Here is an 18,452-nt window from a genome sequence, read left to right as displayed (position 1 = left end):
CTCACGGGTTATTGTTATCGCTCAAGAAGGTGTGCAAATCGGTACTGAATCGCTTGGGGTCCTCGGCATGGACCCAGTGGCCGACGCCTGCGTAGGACAGGACCGTCGCGTCAGGGAAGTGCCTCGAGATGGCGGCGCGCCCGCGGTCGTCGACATAACCGGAGGCCTCGCCGTGGATGAACTCGACAGGTGCATCGCTGAATGTGTCGAGCCCGGTGGGCCACCCCTGAATGACCGGCAGCTGATCGGCGAGGATATCCAGCGGAATGCGCCACTGCCAGTGCCCGCCCTCACGCTGAAGATTGGTGAGCAGGAACTGCCGGACCGCGGCATGCGGAATCGTTTCGGACAGAGCCGCATCGGCATCCTCGCGGCTGCGCACGGCGCCGAGGTTCACCTCGCGCATGGCCTGGATGATGCGGCCGTGCTCGGCGGAGTGGTCATATGCCATCGGTGCAATGTCCACTACCAGTAAATGCTCCACCCTCTGCGGCGCCGTCAGCGCCAGTGCCATGGCGACCTTACCGCCCATGCTGTGTCCGACGAGGCTCGCCTGGTCGATGCCCTCCCGGTCAAGCAGTGCCAGCACATCGGCGGCCATCTGCCGATAGTCCATGTCCGGATGCGTCGGTGAGTGGCCATGGTTTCTCAAGTCGGGCAGCAACGTCCGATGGCTTTTCTCGAACTGGCGAGCGATACCCCGCCAGTTGTTTCCCGAACCATAGAGGCCATGCAGCATAACCAGTGCTGGCCCCGTGCCTGAAGCCTGGCCGGCGAGTTCGACGGTCTCGCTCATGCCTTCTGCTCCTGCGGGTTGGCGGCGACGTGGCGGAGTTCCTGCATTGCCACACCTAGCATGGCAGGATCGGCCTGCGCCGCGCCAGTGACCTGTTCGATGGTCTCACGCAGATAATCGATACGATTGCCCCGGGTGGCCAGCCAGTCGGTCACCCGGGTATCGGCGTCATTAGCGGCCGTGCTGCAGAGGATGGCCTCCGTCAGCCGACGATGTTCCCGGTGCAGTGACTCCATCAGGCCAATTCGGTACCTCGCTTGCCAGTCGCTGTCGGGACTGAAGCCGGCGATGGCCTCGTTCAGGTCACCCAGGCCAAGCTGATCCGCTGCCCGGAAATGAATGCGTGCCGTCTCCGATAGATCGGCACCCGCCATCGCCGCTGCGGCACTGATATCAAGTGCCGGATAGAGCCGCGGCAGACGGCTCATGCGATCGGCCAGTTCACCGGGAATGCCGGCATCCAGATGACGCTGGCGGTCGCGCTCGAGGCGTTTCAGCGCAGGCTCCGGAAGCAGCTCAGGCAAGGCCCCGTCGAGGGTGCGGATCGCCGTGTGCATCCGCTCAACGGCGATGCCGGTGCTGCTGAGGGCCGGCTGATGACGAAGCAGCCAGCGGGTGGCGCGTTCCTGCAGGTCGCAGATGCGATGGAGGAGTCGTTGCTGCTCGGCCGCGGCCACCTGGTTGTCGAGGTCGTCGATTTCCCGCCACAGCTTGCGCAGGCCGTAGATATCGCGGGCGGCGAGGTAGGCCCGGACCGCCTCGGGGAGATCGGCCCCGGTTGCTTCAGTCACCCGCATGAGGAAGGTCGCGCCCATGCGGTTGAGAACATGATTGGCCAGATTGGTGGCGATAATCTCCCGGCGTAGCGGATGCGCATCGATACGCACGGCAAAACGCTCCTGCAGGGGCTTCGGGAAGTAATCCAGCAGCTCGTCGAGATTCTCTTCCCCCTCGACCAGCGGCGAGTCGAGGAGCTGTTCGAAACTGCGGATCTTGCTGTAGGCAAGCAGGATGGCCAGTTCCGGTCGCGTCAAGCCGCGGCCCTGCTGCTCGCGCTCGGCGAGCATCGCGTCATCGGGCAGCTGCTCCACCGCCCGGTCGAGCCGACCCTCCCGCTCCAGTAAGCGCATGCAGCGGCCCTGTTCGGGCAGTCTGCCCGGGGCGCGGTCGAGCATCAGACTCAAGGCCTGGGTCTGGCGGTAGTTATTGGCCAGGACGTGCGCGCCCACGGCATCGGTCATTTCCTCAAGCAGCCTGTTACGCTGTTTCATGGTGAGATCGCCATCGTCGACGACGCCGTTCATCAGGACCTTGATGTTGACCTCGTGGTCGGAGCAGTCCACGCCACCGGAGTTGTCGATGGCATCGTTGTTGATGCGCCCGCCTGCCAGTGCGAAGGCGACCCTTCCCAGGGGAGTGACGCCGAGGTTGCCGCCCTCGCCGATCACTCGGCAGCGCAGGTCCTCGGCATCAACCCGCACCGGGTCGTTGCCCTTGTCGCCCACTTCGGCATGGCTCTCGGAGGCCGCCTTGATGTAGGTCCCGATGCCGCCGTTCCAGAGCAGGTCGACCGGGGCCCGCAGGATGGCGGCGATCAGCTCGTTTGGTGTCAGTCGTTCGGCATCAATGCCCAGTACCCGGCGCGCCGGGACCGCCAGATGGATGGATTTGGCGCTGCGAGGCCAGATGCCGCCACCCTCGGAGAGTCGGGACTCGTCATAGTCGGCCCAGCTCGATCGCGACAGGGCGAACAGTCGCTCACGCTCGGCAAAGCTGCCCGCCGGATCAGGATCAGGGTCAATGAAGATGTGCCGGTGGTCGAACGCCGCGATCAGCCGGGTGGTGCCGGACTGGAGCATGCCGTTGCCGAATACGTCTCCGGACATGTCACCGATGCCGACGGCACTGAAGGGCTCGGTCTGGATATTGCGCCCCAGTTCGCGGAAATGCTGCTGCACGGCGACCCATGCGCCCCGGGCGGTGATCCCCATTTTCTTATGGTCGTACCCGGTCGAGCCACCAGAGGCAAAGGCGTCATGAAGCCAGAAGCCGTACTCCTCGGCAATCGCATTGGCTTCGTCCGAAAAGCTGGCCGTTCCTTTGTCCGCCGCCACCACCAGGTACGGATCGTCGTCGTCATGCCGGATTACCTCCGCTGGCGGCTGCACCCGGCCATCAACGATGTTGTCGGTGACATCCAGCAGGCTACGAATGAACAGCCGGTAACATGCGAGGACCTCCTTCTGGCGGGCACTGCGTTCCCGGGGGAGTTGCTTGCAGACAAAGCCCCCCTTCGCGCCGACCGGAACGATCAGGGCGTTCTTCACCATCTGGGCTTTCATCAGGCCCAGGATCTCGGTGCGATAGTCCTCGGGGCGCTCCGACCAGCGAAGTCCGCCACGGGCCACTTTCCCTCCGCGCAGGTGGACGCCTTCAACCCGCGGTGAACTGACGAAGATCTCGAAGGCCGGTATCGGCTTGGGGACGCCTGGAATCGCCTCGGGTTGTAGCTTGAAGGCCAGGTTGTCGCGGTGCCGACCTTGCGGGTCCGTGCGGAAGAAATTGGTGCGGACCGTGGCCAGGATCGCCGCCAGCATGCGCCGCAGAATGCGATCCTCGTCGAGGCTCGCGACGGACTCCAGCCGTTCGTTGATATCCGCGGCCAGGCGTTCTGCCTGCTCCGCTTCAGCGGTATCGGGGCAGAAGCGGGCATGGAAAAGCCGGACAAGTCGGGCGGCCACCGCGGGATGGGCAGCGAGCGTGGCTTCCACATAGGGCTGACTGTAGGCGGTGCCCGCCTGCCGCAGGTACTGCGCATAAGCCCGGAGGATAACGATGTCGCGCCAGCCCAGCCCGGCGAGCAGGATCAGGCGGTTGAAGCCGTCATCATCGGCCTGGTGGCGCCAGATCGCCGCGAATCCGCTCTGGAATGCATCCCGCAGCATTCCCGTGTCGAGTTCCAGGCCGGGATCATGACTCAGCCCGAAGTCATGGATCCAGCATCGTTCCGTCTGCAGCGGACGAATGCCGTAGGGGCGCTCGTCGATGACGCGGACGCCCATATGTTCAAGAACCGGCAGTACATCGGACAGGCTGATGGGCTCGCCGGCCTGATAGAGCTTGAGGCGCAGGACGCTGGCGGGGGCCTCGAGGGGCCGGTAGAGGCTGATGACGAGGCCCTCATTATCGCTCAGGGTTTCGAGACGTTCGATATCCTGGGCCGCGGTTCGTGCGCCGGTATCCTCTCGATAGGCTGCACTGAACGCCTCGCCGTAACGATGGTGAAGTCGGGTTCCGCGCGCTTCGCCGCAGTGATCCAGCAGTGCCTGTGCCAGATCGTCGGACCAGGACCGTGTGGTGGCGGCCAGTCGTGCCTCCAGAGCGTCAGCATCGACGTCCCGGGCCGTAGCGCTACTGAAATGGATGATGAAGTGGATGCGCGCCAGAACGGCTTCCGACAGCTGTACCGTGAATTCTGAATGCGCGCCATCGAAAGCCTCCATGAGGATTTTCTGCATGCGCTGGCGCACCGCGGTGTCATAGCGCTCGCGGGGGGCGTAGACCAGGCAGGAGACAAAACGCCCGAAGCGGTCATGACGCAGGAAGAGCCTCACACGCTGGCGCTCCTGCAGCTGCAGTATGCCGCTGGCTGTCTCATAGAGCTTATCGACGTCGATCTGGAAGAGCTCGTCCCGCGGATAGGTCTCGAGGATATGAACCAGCGCCTTGCCCGCATGGCTGTTGCTTCTCAGGCCAGCCCGGTTGAGTACCGCGTCCAGCTTGCGCCGCAACAGAGGGATGTTTCGCGGATTGCGGCTATAGGCAGAGGAGGTATAAAGGCCTAGAAAGCGGTGTTCGCCAATGACCTCGCCATCGGCGTTGAAGCGTTTGATGCCGATGGTATCCATGTAGCCATGGCGGTGCACGGTGGCGCGATGGCTGGATTTGGTGAGGATGAGCGGGTCGGGGTCCGCGGCCTGCTCGCGCAGCGCTTGAGGCAGGGCCTCGAAACTCTGCGACAATCGCCCGGCATCATGACCATCGCGCAGGAGGCCGAGCCCGGAGTTCCTGACGGCCCGGAGCTGCACGCCATCCCGCGTTCGGCGCAGGTCGTAGCGCCGATAACCGAGAAACGTGAAGTCGTCATCGAGGATCCAGGCGAGGAAATTGTCCACTTCATCGAGGTAATCATCGGTACTGTCGGGGCCGCGGCGCTTGAGTGCCGCCCGGGCGCGCTGTGCCTGCTGACGCATGGCCTGCCAGTCGCCCACCGCCACGTCGACATCCTCAAGGGCGGAGCGGATCGCCGTTTCCAGCGCCTGTAGCTGCTGACGCTCGGCCTGGCGGTCGACCTCGATATGGATCCAGGCCTCCGGCTCTCCGTCGCTCGCTGAGCTCTCCCCCACCGAGGTCGCCTGTCCCTTGGCGTCGCGCGCAATCTCCAGCACCGGATGAACGATCAGGTGGATCATAAGACCCTGTTCATTGATGGCCATGGACAGGGAGTCCACCAGGAATGGCCGGTCATCGGTGACGATCTGAATGACGGTGTGGGTGGATTCCCAGCCGTTCTGCTCGGGATCAGGGTTGTAGATGGCAAGCGCCGTGTGGCCCGGCTGTCGCCTGGCGCCGAGACGCCAATGCGACACGGCCGCCCCGTAAAGCGTGGGGATGCCGCGATGGGACAGATCCTCCGTCGCCATGCCGCCGTGGTAGTGATGCAGGAAATCCTCGATCAGGATCCGTTCGGCGGTGTCCCAGCGGCGGGCGGCATGGGCCGCCAGTCCTGCAAGCTGTTGTTGGCGCAGGGTCGCGGCATCATCCGTCATGCGGGCAGATTCTCCTCCAGTCTCAGCGCTACGCCTGCCATGTTATAGCCCACGCCGGAGCCGAGCAGGGTGATCAGATCGCCCGGGCCAGCAAGGCCATGTTCGATCATATGGTCAAGTGCAATTGGAACACAGGCGGAACCGGTGTATCCGTAACGATCCATGAGTTTTGGCGCGCGATCGCGGGCCAGGTTCACTCGGTCGCAGACCTTGTTGATGCTCTCGGCGTTGACCTGGGTAAAAACGGCCATATCCACTGCGTCCATGGTGAACCCGCCCTGCGCGGCCAGTCGGCCCAGCAGTCGGGGCCATCCGTCTTCGTTGATCTCCGGTGGATAGCGTCGCGTGAGCCGAACGCGGGTACGCCCCGCGTCGATCGCCGCGTGACTCGCCGGTTCCGCCGTTCCGCCGGCGGCGATGCTCCAGTGGTTGGCGTAGCGGCCATCGGCGAGAAAAGCGCTGGCCAGCAGCCCGGGTCCTTCAGTGGGCTCGATGATGGCGGCCCCGGCGCCGTCCCCGTAGAAAAAACACATCGGGTCATCGGGATCGGCCAGCCGCTGCATGAGATAAGCGCCGATCACCAGCACCCGCCGGATATCCGGGTTGACGGCCACCAGGCCGGCCGCTGTGGCGAGCGCGGTCGGGAACGAGGCGCAGGCGCAGCCGATATCGAAAGTCCCGGCGTTGAGAGCGCCGAGTTTGGCCTGGACGATGACGCTCGTGGCCGGGGTGATGTGATCGGGTGTGTCGGTGCCGAGAATGATCAGGTCAAGGTCGGCGGGCCGGCACTCGGCCCGCCTCATGGCCTGTCGGGCAGCCTCCACGGCCAGGTCGGAAGTCGCCTGACCGGGGTCGGCACGGTACCGCTGCAGGATACCCGAGCGGGCTTCGAAGCCATCGATGATCTCGGCACGGCCAGAGGTGGCAAAGATCGACCGCAGCTCGTCGTTGGTCACCAGGCGCTCCGGGAGGTAGCGCCCCGTGGCAACGACGGTGGCGGTTCGATTCATGGATGGTCAGCGTTTCTTCTTGGGTATGTAGAGATCCGTCAGTGTCCCGGCAGCCGCCTCGGCCGCCATGCCCACTGTCTCCGAGAGCGTGGGATGGGGATGAATCGTCAGCCCGATATCGTGCATATCCGCGCCCATTTCGATGGCCAGGCCCGCCTCGGCGATCAGGTCGCCGGCGTTGGGGCCGACGATGCCAGCTCCAACAATGCGCTCGGTGCCCTTCTCGAAAATGAGCTTGGTAATGCCCTCGTCACGGCCCAGTGAAAGGGATCGGCCGTTGGCCGCCCAAGGGAAGCTGCCGACCTCCACATCCAGGCCCTCGGCCTTCGCCTGCTCCTGGGTAACGCCTACCCAGGCCACTTCCGGGTCGGTGTAAGCCACCGATGGGATGACGCGGGCGTCAAAGGCGCTCTTCTCGCCGGCGGCCACTTCCGCGGCGACCTTGCCCTCGTGGACGGCCTTGTGGGCGAGCATGGGCTGGCCGATCAGATCGCCGATGGCGAAGATATGCGACACACTGGAGCGCATCTGCTCGTCGGCGGCGATGCAGCCGTTGTCGAGTAGCCGCACACCGGTGGCTTCGAGGTTGAGCAGGTCGGTGTTGGGTCGCCGGCCGACGGACACGAGCACCCGGTCGAAGCGGTCCTCGGCCGGTGCCTTGCCGCCCTCGAAGTGAACCGTGACCCCGGATTCATCAGGCGCCAGGGCGCTCACCCGGGTTTTCAGGAAGATATTGGCATAGCGCTTGTCGATGATCTTCCGGAATGGCTTGACGATATCCGGATCGGCACCGGTCATGAGACGGTCGGCCAGTTCGACGACGGTGATCTCGCTGCCGAGCGCATGATAGACCGAGGCCATCTCCAGTCCGATGATGCCGCCACCGACGACCAGCATGCGCTTCGGCACTTCCTCGAGCTTGAGGGCGTCGGTGGAGTCCATCACCCGCGGGTGGTCGAGGTCGAACCCCGGCGGGGCGATCGGCCGGGACCCGGCGGCGATGATCACGTTGCGGAAGCTGATCGGCCGTTCGCCGTCGGCGGTCTCCACCTTGACGTGGTGATCGTCCACGAAATGTGCCGGGCCGGTGACGACCTCCACCTTGCGCTGCTTGGCCAGCCCCTCCAGGCCGCCGGTGAGTTTGCCGACCACGCTGGATTTCCAGGCCTCGAGCTTTTTCAGGTCGATTTTCGGCTTGCCGAATTCGATGCCGTTATCGGCGAAGAACTCGGCATCATCAATCACCTTGGCGGCATGCAGAAGGGCCTTGGACGGAATGCAGCCGACGTTGAGACAGACGCCACCAAGGCTGGGATAGCGCTCCACCATAATGGTTTTCAGCCCCAGATCGGCGGCTCGGAAGGCCGCGCTGTAGCCGCCGGGGCCTGCACCAATGACCAGCACGTCGCAGTCGGCATCTGCCGGTGCTTCGCTGTTGGCGGGGGCCGGCGCCGGGGCGGGAGTGCCGCCGCCACCGTCCACTGCGCTCTGGCTCTCGGAGGCGGGCGTGTCGGTTTCCGACCCGTCAGCGCCCTCGGCGCTGTCCGCCGCTTCGCCTCCGGCGGGTACTGCCATGGCGATGACGTCACCCTCGGATACCTTGTCCCCGACGCTCACCGACAGTGATTCGATTTGACCATCAAACGGAGCGGGCACCTCCATGGTGGCCTTGTCGCTCTCCAGGGTGATCAGCGAATTTTCTGCCTCGACCGTATCCCCCGGGGAGACCAGCACCTCGATGATTTCGACGGCGTCGAAATCGCCGATATCCGGGACCCGGACTTCCTTGGCTTGTGACATGAATCGCGGTCCTTTGAGCGTTATAGGATGAGCCGGCGAAGATCGCCGAGCACGCCGGCCAGATAGCTGGTGAAGCGTGCCGCCGCCGCGCCGTCGATTACCCGGTGGTCATAGGAAAGGCTCAGGGGCAGCATCAGTCGAGGCGTAAATTCACTGCCATTCCAGACCGGCTTCATGTCCGATTTGGAGACGCCGAGGATGGCCACCTCCGGCGCGTTGACGATGGGCGTGAATGCCGTCCCACCGATGCCCCCCAGACTCGAGATGCTGAATGTGCCTCCCTGCATGTCCGCCGGCCCCAGTTTCCTGTCGCGGGCCTTGCCGGACAGCTCGGCCAGATCGCCGGCAATGTCGTAAATCCCCTTGCGGTCGGCATCCCGGATGACCGGTACGACCAGTCCCTGAGGTGTATCCACGGCAACGCCGATGTTGATGTAGTGCTTGCGGATCAGCGCCGCACCGTCGCTGCGCAGTGAGCTGTTGAAGTCCGGAAACTCGACCAGCGCCCGTGCCGATGCCTTGACCAGGAACGCCAGCGGGGTGAGCTTGACCCCGGCCTTCTCCGCTGCCGCCTTCTCAGCTTTGCGAAAGGCTTCCAGTTCGGTGATGTCGGCCTCGTCGAACTGGGTGACATGGGGCACGTTCAGCCAGCTGCGATGCAGATGCGGGCCCGAGAGCTTCTTGATACGCGGCAGATCGACTTCTTCGACCTCGCCGAACTTGCTGAAGTCGACCTCGGGGATGGGTGGAATGCCGGTCCCACCGGTTGCGGCGGCCGGGGCAGCGGCGGCGCCGCCCTCCATAACGGATTTCACGAACGCCTGGACGTCCTCGCGAGTGATGCGCCCCTTGGGGCCGCTCCCGGAGACCTGGTCCAGCGGGACACTCAGCTCGCGGGCGAAGCGCCGCACCGATGGTCCCGCATGGGCCAGTCGCTGTGTGTCCGCGCTCAGGGGTCTGTCCGCCGGTGCGGCCGCTGGCTCTGCCGGGCTTGCCGCCGGTGTCGGCGGTTCGGGTTCGGCGGCGGGCGGTGCTGACTCCTCGGCCGGGGTTTCGGCGGTCGATTCAGTCCCGGTATCCGCCGCCGGCTCGCTATCCCCGGTGCTCGCGGGGGCTTCATCACCGGCGCTGTCCGCCACCTCGACCCGAGCCACCGGCGTCCCTTCAGCGACCTTGTCGCCCACCTGGATGAGCATCTCCTTCACCGTCCCGTCGACGGGTGAGGGGACCTCCATGGTGGCCTTGTCGCTCTCCAGCGTGATGAGCGAGTCCTCAGCCGACACGCTGTCGCCCGGTCCGACCAGTACCTCGATGACGTCCACGGCATCGAAATCGCCGATGTCGGGAACCGTGATTTCCTTGACCTCTGCCACGCAATTTCCTCCTGCGCCCTGAGCGGTCCCTAAACCGTGGTCGGGTTAGGGGCTTCCGTGTCGATGTTGTACTTGGCGATCGCCTTGCCCACCTGCTCGGGCTTGATCGTGCCTTCGTCGGCCAGCGCCTTCAGCGCTGCCACGGTCACGTAGTAGCGATCCACCTCGAAGAAGCGACGCAGGTTCTCTCGGGTGTCGGAGCGGCCGTAGCCATCAGTACCGAGCACCACATAGTCCCGGTCGAGGTAGGGACGGATCTGGTCGGCGTAGGAGCGCATGTAGTCCGTCGAGGCAATGGCCGGTCCTTGATAGTCGGCAAGGCATTGCCGGACATACGGTGCCCGCGGTTCTTGCTCGGGGTGCAGGAGATTCCATCGCTCGCAGTCGATACCGTCACGGCGCAACTCGGTGAATGACGGGCAACTCCAGATGTCGCTGTCGATCCCCCAGTCTTCCTTGAGCAGATCGGCGGCGGCAATGACCTCCATGAGGATGGTGCCCGAGCCCATGAGCTGGACGCGCTTCTTGCCGCGGCCACCCTTGCGGAACAGGTACATGCCCCGGCGGATGCCTTCCTCGGCGCCCTCCGGCATGGCGGGCTGATGGTAATTCTCGTTCATCATGGTGATGTAATAGAAGACCGATTCCTGGTCTTCGTACATCCGCTTCATGCCGTCCTGGATGATCACCGCCATTTCGTAGGCGAAAGTCGGGTCGTAGGACCGGCAATTGGGCACGGCGGCCGTCATCAGATGGCTATGGCCATCCTCGTGCTGAAGGCCTTCGCCGTTCAGCGTGGTCCGCCCGGCGGTGCCGCCCATCAGAAAGCCCTTGGCCTGCATGTCGCCGGCGGCCCACCACAGATCGCCGACGCGCTGATAGCCGAACATCGAGTAGTAGGCATAGAACGGGATCATCTCGACGCCGTGATTGGCATAGGCCGTGGCGGCGGCGATCCAGCTCGACATCGCGCCGGCCTCGTTGATGCCCTCCTGGAGGATCTGGCCTTTCTTGTCCTCCCGGTAGTACATCAGCTGATCGGCGTCCTGCGGCTCATAGAGCTGACCCTTCGGGGAGTAGATCCCCACCTGGCGGAACAGCCCCTCCATGCCAAAGGTCCGGGCCTCGTCGGGGACGATGGGCACAAGGCGGGATGCCAGCCCCTTGTCGCGGGCAATGATGGACAGCGCCCGGACAAAGGCCATCGTGGTGGACATTTCGCGATCGCCGCTGTCCTTGAGCAGGACATCGAAGGCCGAGAGCGCCGGAATTTTCAGCGGCTCGGCGGTAATCCTGCGCTCGGGTAGATAGCCGCCGAGCGCCTCGCGGCGCTCGCGCAGGTATTTGATCTCCGGCGAGTCATCGGCCGGCTTGTAGAACGGCGCATCCGCCACCTGCTCGTCCGGTACGGGGATATGGAAGCGGTCGCGGAAGTCCTTGAGGGCGTTCTCCGCCATCTTCTTCTGCTGATGGGTGATGTTCTGGCCCTCGCCGGCCTCGCCCATGCCATAGCCCTTGACCGTCTTGGCAAGGATGACGGTGGGCTGGCCTTCGTGCTCGGTGGCAGCGCGATAGGCGTTGAATACCTTGGCGGCGTCATGCCCGCCCCGCTTGAGGCCCCAGATGTCCTCGTCGGACATGTTCGCGACCATCGCCTTGAGCTCCGGGTATTTGCCGAAGAAATGCTCCCGGGTGTATGCACCGCCCTTGGCCTTGAAATTCTGATATTCGCCGTCGACGGCCTCTTCCATCCGCTGCCGGAGCAGGCCATGGTGGTCCTTGGCGAGCAGATTGTCCCAGGCGGCGCCCCAGATCACCTTGAGGACGTTCCAGCCGGCGCCACGGAATTCGCCCTCCAGCTCCTGGATGATCTTGCCGTTGCCGCGCACCGGCCCATCGAGGCGCTGCAGGTTGCAATTGACGACAAAGATGAGGTTGTCGAGCCCTTCCCGGGCCGCCACACCGATGGCACCCAGGCTCTCCGGCTCGTCCATTTCGCCGTCGCCGCAGAACACCCACACCTTGCGGTTGGAGGTATCGGCGATGCCGCGGTTATGCAGGTACTTGAGGAATCGCGCCTGATAGACGCCCATGATCGGGCCAAGCCCCATGGAGACCGTGGGCAGTTGCCAGAAATCCGGCATCAGCCAGGGATGCGGATAGGAGGAGAGCGGCTTGCCCTCCTTGGCGAGATCCGCGCGGAAATTGTTCAGGTCCTGCTCATTGAGACGGCCCTCGAGGAAGGCGCGTGCGTAAATGCCGGGTGCCGAGTGCCCCTGCATGAAGACCAGGTCGCCGCCGTGATCCTCGCCGGGCGCCCGCCAGAAGTGGTTGAAGCCGACCTCATAGAGCGTCGCTGATGAGGCGAACGAGGCGATGTGACCGCCGATGCCGTCCCGGTCCCGATTGGCCTGAACCACCATGGCCATGGCATTCCAGCGGATGATCGATCGGATCCGAGACTCCAGGGCGCGGTCGCCCGGGAAGGGCTGCTCATGATGCGCCGGGATCGTATTCTGGTAGGCCGTCGTGGCCTTGAAGGGGAGCTGGCCGCCGCTGCGGCGGGTCGCGTCCACCAGGCGTTCCAGCAGGAACTGTGCGCGTTCCGGCCCCTCGTATTCGAGGACCGATTCGATGGCCTCAAGCCATTCCTGGGTCTCCTGCGGATCCGGGTCGCCGGGGCTCGGCATGGGCTTCATTCTTGCTGCCATCGCTCACCTCTCCATTCATCGCTGTCCGTCAGCCTAGCGGGGAGATTCCTCCGTGACCAGACCCTGGTGCAGCGTAGGTTATTGTTGCGCTGCGGAAAATCCTTTCCATTGCGGTCCGCCACGCTACCCGACCCCGGCGGCGATGTCGCCCCATGATTTAAGAATCTCAGTCACAGCGATATGACCGCTTTGGGTTCGGCGATGGCGGGATGTCGGGCCGGGAGCGGGATCAGATCCACTCCCGGGGTCGGAGATAATCCCGCGTCAGGGCGGCCTCCGGCGTGCCCTCGGCCGGCTGGTAGTCGTACTCCCACCGTGCCAGGGGCGGCATGGACATGAGGATGGACTCCGTCCGGCCACCGGACTGGATACCGAACTTGGTACCGCGGTCATAGAGCAGGTTGAACTCCACATAGCGGCCACGCCGGTAGAGCTGGAATTGCCGTTCGCGATCAGTATAAGGGGTGTCCTTGCGACGCTTGACGATGGGCATGTACGCATCGAGATATCCATCCCCTACCGAGCGCATGAGGGCGAAGGCCGATTCAAAACCGCCTCGATCGTAGTCATCGAAGAACAGGCCTCCGATGCCACGGGCCTCGTTGCGGTGGGGCAGGTGGAAATACTCGTCACACCAGCGCTTGAAGCGGGGGTAGAGATCCTCGCCCCAGGGAGAGACTGCGTCCCGCGCCACTTCGTGCCAGTGCCGGCAGTCTTCATCGAACGGATAGAAGGGCGTGAGATCGAAGCCGCCGCCAAACCACCAGACCGGTGGCTTGCCTTCCGCCTCGGCGAGGAAGAAGCGCACATTGGCGTGGGAGGTCGGGACACAGGGGTTGTGAGGATGAACGACCAGTGACACGCCCATGGCCTGAAAACCGCGTCCGGCCAGCTCGGGACGGCGCTCGCTGGCGGCGGCCGGCAGGCCATCGCCGAAGACATGGGAGAAGTTGACCCCGGCCTGCTCGAAGACGTTGCCATTCGCGAGGACCCGGCTCCGGCCGCCACCGCCGGCGGCGCGATCCCAGGCGTCCTCGGAGAAGCCCGCGCCGTCCAGTCCGGCCAGGGAATCACAGATACGGTCCTGCAGATCCAGCAGATAGGCTCTTACGGCAGTGGGATCAATATCGGGCATGGGTCGTTTTATCTCTCTTCCGGCGTAGAACAATGCTACCCCGACCGGTGTCTGGACAGGCAGGGAGCACCCCGGCATGTTGTGGGTTGAATCGGAGAAGGCTGCCGATAGTCTGGGCCCTGTTGCCCTGGATGGCCAAGGCTACCCCGGAGATGAATGGCGATGACCGAGCGTGTGGACAGTGCCGCGATCGATCTGGATGAGCTGCTTGCCCAAAGCGACTCACCGGACGCCGGCGCACTGGTGGTCTTCGGTGGTACGGTTCGGCGTCACCATGATGGCAAGGCGGTCACGGCCATCGATTATTCGGCCTACGAACCGCTCGCGGAGCGCTCGCTGGCCGAGGTCGAAGCGCAGGCCATGGCGCGTTTCGACATTCTCTCCTGCGCGATTCGGCATCGTACCGGCAAGCTCGAGGTGGGTGATCTGAGTGTGGTGGTGGTGGTCCGCGCAGCGCATCGTGCCGAAGCCTTTGAGGCCGGTCGCTTCGCTATCGACACCCTGAAAAAAACCGCCCCGGTCTGGAAGCGGGAGGCCTATGCCGATGGCACGGAGGTGTACCTGCAGGGCGAGACGCTGCCCGGAGCCGGGGAATGACCACGACGGACGCGACGGTGACGGACCAGCTTCAGCGGCCGTTGCGCGATCTGCGTGTCTCGCTGACCGATCGCTGTAATTTCCGCTGTGGCTACTGCATGCCCAAGGCGTTGTTCGGCGCCAATCATGCGTTTATGCCACGTCGCGAATTGCTGACCTTCGAGGAAATCCAGCGGCTGGCCCGACTCTTTACCCCCCTGGGGGTTCGCAAACTCCGGCTGACCGGGGGCGAACCGCTGATCCGACGCGATCTCGACAGGCTGATCGGCATGCTGGCTGAAGTGGAGGGGATTGAGGACATCAGCCTCACCACCAACGCCTCACTGCTGACGATCGATAAGGCGAGGGCGCTCAGGGCGGCGGGGTTGAAGCGGGTGACGATCAGCCTGGACGGCATAGACGACGCCACCTTCCGCGCCATGAATGATGTCGGCTTTCCGGTGGCCCGTGTGCTCGAAGGTATCGAGAACGCCGAGCGTGCCGGGCTGTCACCCATCAAGGTCAATATGGTGGTGCAGCGGGGGGTCAATGATCACGACATCGTCCCCATGGCCGCACACTTTCGCGGCACCCCGCATATCGTGCGGTTCATCGAGTTCATGGATGTGGGCAACAGCAATGGCTGGCAACTGGATCAGGTGCTGCCTTCGCGGGAGGTGATGGCGCGTATCGACGCCCACTGGCCTCTCGAGCCGGTCTCGCCGAATTACCGCGGTGAGGTCGTGGCCCGTTACCGCTACCGCGATGGCGCCGGTGAGGTGGGCCTGATCAGCTCTGTGAGTCAGCCCTTCTGTGGCACCTGCAGCCGGGCCAGACTGTCCGCCGAGGGCAAGCTCTTCACCTGTCTCTTTGCCGGAGCGGGCCATGACCTTCGCGACCGTCTGCGGGCCGGTGAGAGCGACGAGGCCATTCGCGAGGCACTGATCAATATCTGGTCGCGGCGCGGCGACCGCTACTCCGAGCTGCGGACCCACGAGACGCGACCCGTGGATACCCGCCGGATCGAGATGTCCTACATCGGGGGCTGAGCCACTCCAGGCCCATCGGGCTCAGATCAGTGGGCCGGCGAATGGCTCGACGGTGACCCATTCGCCGGCGGTTACGTCTCCGCTGTCTGCCGGTAGCACGATGAAGCAGTCCGCCATGCTCATCGACCGCAGCATGCCGGATCCCTGTCGGCCCACGCTCTCCACCTCCAGTGAGCCGTCTTCCCCAACCACCAGTCTTCCCCGCTGGAAGTCCTGCCGTCCGGGTTTCTTGCTCAGGTTGCTACGGCAGGGGAGCCGGAAACGCGGCCGCGGTCGCGCTGTCTCGCCGGCGAGCTGACGCAGTGCCGGGGCGACCACCTGCGTGAACGTCGCCATTACCGAGACCGGATTGCCGGGCAGGCCGAAGAACCAGGCACCGGCATAACGACCGAAAGTGAGGGGGCGCCCGGGTTTCATGGCAAGGCTCCAGAAATGCGCCTCGCCCTGTTCCCGCAGGATCTGGCCCACGTAATCCGCTTCGCCCACGGAGACACCGCCGGAGGTGACCACCACGTCCGCCTGGGCGGCGGCGTGTGCCAGGGCGTCGCGCACGGCCATCCGGTCGTCGGGGACGACGCCCAGGTCGAGCAGCTCGACCTGCAGCCGCGTGAGCATGCCATAGAGGCTGTAGCGGTTGCTGTCGTAGATATCGCCCGCCCCGAGCGCCTCGCCGACCCCTCGAAGCTCGTCACCGGTGGAGAAGAAAGCCACGCGTAACGGCCGGATGACATCGACTTCCGCTCGACCGAGGGAGGCCATCACGCCGAGGTCCGCCGGTGTGATCCGGCGACCGGTGGGCAGGATGATATCGCCGGCCTGCAGATCGTCGCCGGCGCGTCGGATGTTCTCGCCCGCTTCGGGCCATTGCCGTAGGGTGATGTTGTCGCTCCGGGCCTCGGTCCGCTCCTGCATGACGACCGCCGTCGCACCGGCCGGGATAACACCCCCGGTCATGATGCGGACGCATTCGCCGGGGGCGACCCCACCGGTAAAAGGCTGGCCGGCAAAGGCCGTACCGACGCAGCGCAGGCTGTCAGTGCCGGCGTCGTCATTGCGGACCGCATAACCGTCCATGGCTGAGTTGTCATGCGCGGGAACCGGCGTGTCGGCCATGATTTCCCCGGCCAGCACCTGCCCCAGAGACTCCCGGATGGCGACACGGCGATGGCCAGTGATTGGCGTGAGTGCTGTACGCAGATGTTCCAGCGCCTCAGCGACGGTGAGCGGAGTGGTTGCACAAGGGTCAGTCATGGAGCGCTTCCGGCGAGTTGATGTTGAAAAACATTTCGGGGCGGTCGGAGCAATCCGCCTGCCGCCAGTCCAGTGTCTCGATCCACTGATCGACCCGTCGGCCGCCCGCCGCGAGGAAACGGGTCAGGCTGTCGCGGCAGCGCCGCCGAACCAGGGCATGAAGGGGCTGCAACCGGTGGCCATCGTGGGCAACGGCGATTTCCGCCCCGTCCAGCGCCGCGCGGAGGCGCTCGACGCAGCAGCCGTGAATGCCCGGCGTGTCGCAGGGGACGACGAACAACGCCTCTGTGGGGCACCAGTCAAGGCCGGCCGCGATTCCGGCGAGGGGCCCCGGATAGTCGGGGTGCCGATCCTTGATCACCGGGCGGCTCAGTCGGCCGTACTCGTCGAGATTGCGGTTGGCATTGATCGCGATGTCGCCCACGCAGGGTGCGATGGCGGCCATCACATGAGCCACCAGCGGTTGGCCATTGCATTCCACCAGCCCTTTGTCCTGGTATCCCATGCGGCGCCCGCGTCCCCCGGCGAGTATCACCGCACTGACTGTGGGTTCAGCCATCAGGATGCGGTCTCCCCGGCGGGCGGTGGCTCGATAACCTCGGCGATCGGGTCAGCGGCGGTCATTGATGCCAGTATGACGCGCTCCGGCGGCGTCGCCGAGTCCAGCGCGATTCGGGCGGCGCGGCGGGCCTCCACCAGGCGCCCGCCATCGTCCACGTGAGTGATTACCGCGATATGGCGGGCGGTGCCGAGTCGTTGTCGGCCGCCATGCTCATCGCTGATGAGGCCTCCAATATGGACTGCGGTGATCAGGGTGCCGGTTGGTGTACCGAGCAGCTCGCCGAGCCGTTCGACCCGGTGGGCGATCCGCTCGTCCAGCGCCTGGCCAATCACCGCCGCGGACACCACGCTGATCAGTGTCGTGCAGCCCCGCACCACCACGGGCTCATCGGCACGAGGCGCTTTGATGCCCCGCATCCGTGCACCGTCGGATTTGACCAGGCTGACATCAAAATGACTTCGGGCATGCAGTTCAGCGACCAGATCGGGATCGAGGCCGGCAACCCGGCCCGGTTTATGCCCAGGGCGGGCGAAGGCCACTCGTCGGTGATGCCTGGCGGACCCCGGCACACGCTGCCGGAGTTCGGATGGCTCTGTGATCAGTCGCGCGTCCACGATGCCACGGTCTGGAAACGTCGACATCACGGTGGCCGTGAGGCCGACGCGACCGGGGTGGTCGGCAAGGATGCGATGCAGGATGGTTTTCTTGCCGCCTGCCCCGACGGCGCAGACGATCCCGCTGCGGGCGCCGAGTGCGTCGATCAGTGAGCCTGGCATCGATAGCGCGGCTAGCCGGCTGCCGCACGCAGTATCCGCCCGGTACCAGCCTCGCGGATCTCCGAGGGGCCGCGCTGTCCGCCCAGTGGTCCGGGTAGAAACCAGTCGAGATTGTTGCCGAACACCCGGCGAACGCGCCAGCCGCGCCGACAGGCGGGATGACCGCTGCGGTTGGCGCTGGTGGAGACAAGCGCCATGCCCACGGCGCGGCACAGTTCGATGACCGGACGATGGGCGCTTACACGCACGGCAATGGTGGCTCGCCCGCCGGTGAGTAGTGCCGGCAATTCGGGGGCGGCCTGCATGACCCAGGTCACCGGCCCGGGCCAGGATCTCAGCATGGCATTGCGCACTGCATCCCGCTCGGGCCACTGCACGAGATCTTCAAGCTGATCCAGGTCCGCTGCGATCACGATCAGGCCCTTTTCGCTGCCGCGGCCCTTAAGCCGTATCAGGCGCGCCAGGGCCTCCGTATTCAGCGGGTCGCAACCGAGCCCCCAGACGCCCTCGGTGGGATAGGCGCCCACGCCGCCGGCCAGCACGACATCGTGGATGTGGCGCAGGCGAGGCGTTGGGCAGGTCAT

At 65.0% G+C, this 18,452-nt stretch carries 13 protein-coding genes; 2 read left to right on the top strand and 11 right to left on the bottom strand.

Annotated elements, in window-relative coordinates:
• Window position 1 precedes the first annotated feature (1 nt).
• The 7 genes from V6X30_RS08475 to hemF form a co-directional block, all read right to left on the bottom strand.
• Window positions 2–796: an alpha/beta fold hydrolase gene (locus V6X30_RS08475; protein ID WP_367984179.1), complete on the bottom strand. Its 795-nt coding sequence runs from the start codon at window positions 794–796 to the stop codon at window positions 2–4.
• On the bottom strand, window positions 793–5,625 hold the full coding sequence (locus V6X30_RS08470; RefSeq protein ID WP_367984177.1) for an NAD-glutamate dehydrogenase: 4,833 nt from the start codon (window positions 5,623–5,625) through the stop codon (window positions 793–795). The genes V6X30_RS08475 and V6X30_RS08470 overlap by 4 nt, the downstream gene beginning before the upstream one ends.
• A complete protein-coding gene (locus V6X30_RS08465) occupies window positions 5,622–6,635 on the bottom strand; it encodes a 3-oxoacyl-ACP synthase III family protein (RefSeq protein WP_367984176.1) in 1,014 nt (337 codons plus the stop codon). The genes V6X30_RS08470 and V6X30_RS08465 overlap by 4 nt, the downstream gene beginning before the upstream one ends.
• 6 nt (window positions 6,636–6,641) lie before the next feature.
• The gene (lpdA, locus tag V6X30_RS08460) at window positions 6,642–8,435 is read right to left on the bottom strand and encodes a dihydrolipoyl dehydrogenase (RefSeq protein ID WP_367984175.1); all 1,794 of its coding nucleotides are present in this window, start codon (window positions 8,433–8,435) and stop codon (window positions 6,642–6,644) included.
• A gap of 20 nt (window positions 8,436–8,455) precedes the next feature.
• Complete coding sequence (gene aceF, locus V6X30_RS08455; protein WP_367984174.1) at window positions 8,456–9,808, bottom strand: dihydrolipoyllysine-residue acetyltransferase; 1,353 nt, start codon at window positions 9,806–9,808, stop codon at window positions 8,456–8,458.
• Window positions 9,809–9,837: 29 nt separating this feature from the next.
• Window positions 9,838–12,519 carry a pyruvate dehydrogenase (acetyl-transferring), homodimeric type gene (aceE, locus tag V6X30_RS08450; RefSeq protein ID WP_408022361.1) on the bottom strand — a complete coding sequence of 894 codons (2,682 nt, stop codon included), beginning with the start codon at window positions 12,517–12,519 and terminating at the stop codon, window positions 9,838–9,840.
• 229 nt (window positions 12,520–12,748) lie between these two features.
• Window positions 12,749–13,654 (bottom strand): oxygen-dependent coproporphyrinogen oxidase, encoded by a 906-nt coding sequence (hemF, locus tag V6X30_RS08445; protein ID WP_367984173.1) that lies wholly within the window; start codon window positions 13,652–13,654, stop codon window positions 12,749–12,751.
• A 162-nt stretch (window positions 13,655–13,816) separates the two neighbouring features.
• On the opposite strand from hemF, the gene V6X30_RS08440 reads away from it, so the two are divergent.
• Window positions 13,817–14,251 carry a molybdenum cofactor biosynthesis protein MoaE gene (locus V6X30_RS08440; protein WP_367984172.1) on the top strand — a complete coding sequence of 145 codons (435 nt, stop codon included), beginning with the start codon at window positions 13,817–13,819 and terminating at the stop codon, window positions 14,249–14,251.
• A complete protein-coding gene (gene moaA / locus V6X30_RS08435; RefSeq protein ID WP_367984171.1) occupies window positions 14,248–15,279 on the top strand; it encodes a GTP 3',8-cyclase MoaA in 1,032 nt (343 codons plus the stop codon). Before V6X30_RS08440 ends, moaA begins: the two co-directional genes overlap by 4 nt.
• Window positions 15,280–15,300: 21 nt before the next feature.
• Here moaA and moeA read toward each other — a convergent pair whose 3' ends face one another.
• The 4 genes from moeA to V6X30_RS08415 are packed head-to-tail and all read right to left on the bottom strand — an operon-like array spanning window position 15,301 to window position 18,452.
• Window positions 15,301–16,530 (bottom strand): molybdopterin molybdotransferase MoeA, encoded by a 1,230-nt coding sequence (moeA, locus tag V6X30_RS08430; protein ID WP_367984170.1) that lies wholly within the window; start codon window positions 16,528–16,530, stop codon window positions 15,301–15,303.
• Window positions 16,523–17,089 (bottom strand): molybdenum cofactor guanylyltransferase MobA, encoded by a 567-nt coding sequence (gene mobA, locus V6X30_RS08425; protein ID WP_367984169.1) that lies wholly within the window; start codon window positions 17,087–17,089, stop codon window positions 16,523–16,525. The genes moeA and mobA overlap by 8 nt, the downstream gene beginning before the upstream one ends.
• Window positions 17,089–17,868: a selenium cofactor biosynthesis protein YqeC gene (gene yqeC, locus V6X30_RS08420; RefSeq protein WP_367984168.1), complete on the bottom strand. Its 780-nt coding sequence runs from the start codon at window positions 17,866–17,868 to the stop codon at window positions 17,089–17,091. The genes mobA and yqeC overlap by 1 nt, the downstream gene beginning before the upstream one ends.
• A gap of 11 nt (window positions 17,869–17,879) precedes the next feature.
• A complete protein-coding gene (locus tag V6X30_RS08415; RefSeq protein ID WP_367984167.1) occupies window positions 17,880–18,452 on the bottom strand; it encodes an L-threonylcarbamoyladenylate synthase in 573 nt (190 codons plus the stop codon).

The organism is Spiribacter sp. 1M189 (assembly GCF_040838345.1).
GTDB classification, from domain to species: domain Bacteria; phylum Pseudomonadota; class Gammaproteobacteria; order Nitrococcales; family Nitrococcaceae; genus Spiribacter; species Spiribacter insolitus.
The sequence above is the reverse complement of the archived record's forward strand: the minus strand, read 5'-3'. Positions and strand labels throughout refer to the sequence as shown.

Excerpts from the sequence above, each read along its gene's own strand:
- V6X30_RS08475 (WP_367984179.1), bottom strand. The coding sequence starts at position 796 with ATGAGCGAGACCGTCGAACTCGCCGGCCAGGCTTCAGGCACGGGGCCA.
- V6X30_RS08470 (WP_367984177.1), bottom strand. The coding sequence starts at position 5,625 with ATGACGGATGATGCCGCGACCCTGCGCCAACAACAGCTTGCAGGACTG.
- V6X30_RS08465 (WP_367984176.1), bottom strand. The coding sequence starts at position 6,635 with ATGAATCGAACCGCCACCGTCGTTGCCACGGGGCGCTACCTCCCGGAG.
- lpdA (WP_367984175.1), bottom strand. The coding sequence starts at position 8,435 with ATGTCACAAGCCAAGGAAGTCCGGGTCCCGGATATCGGCGATTTCGAC.
- aceE (WP_408022361.1), bottom strand. The coding sequence starts at position 12,519 with ATGGCAGCAAGAATGAAGCCCATGCCGAGCCCCGGCGACCCGGATCCG.
- hemF (WP_367984173.1), bottom strand. The coding sequence starts at position 13,654 with ATGCCCGATATTGATCCCACTGCCGTAAGAGCCTATCTGCTGGATCTG.
- V6X30_RS08440 (WP_367984172.1), top strand. The coding sequence starts at position 13,817 with ATGACCGAGCGTGTGGACAGTGCCGCGATCGATCTGGATGAGCTGCTT.
- moaA (WP_367984171.1), top strand. The coding sequence starts at position 14,248 with ATGACCACGACGGACGCGACGGTGACGGACCAGCTTCAGCGGCCGTTG.
- moeA (WP_367984170.1), bottom strand. The coding sequence starts at position 16,530 with ATGACTGACCCTTGTGCAACCACTCCGCTCACCGTCGCTGAGGCGCTG.
- mobA (WP_367984169.1), bottom strand. The coding sequence starts at position 17,089 with ATGGCTGAACCCACAGTCAGTGCGGTGATACTCGCCGGGGGACGCGGG.
- yqeC (WP_367984168.1), bottom strand. The coding sequence starts at position 17,868 with ATGCCAGGCTCACTGATCGACGCACTCGGCGCCCGCAGCGGGATCGTC.
- V6X30_RS08415 (WP_367984167.1), bottom strand. The coding sequence starts at position 18,452 with ATGACCTGCCCAACGCCTCGCCTGCGCCACATCCACGATGTCGTGCTG.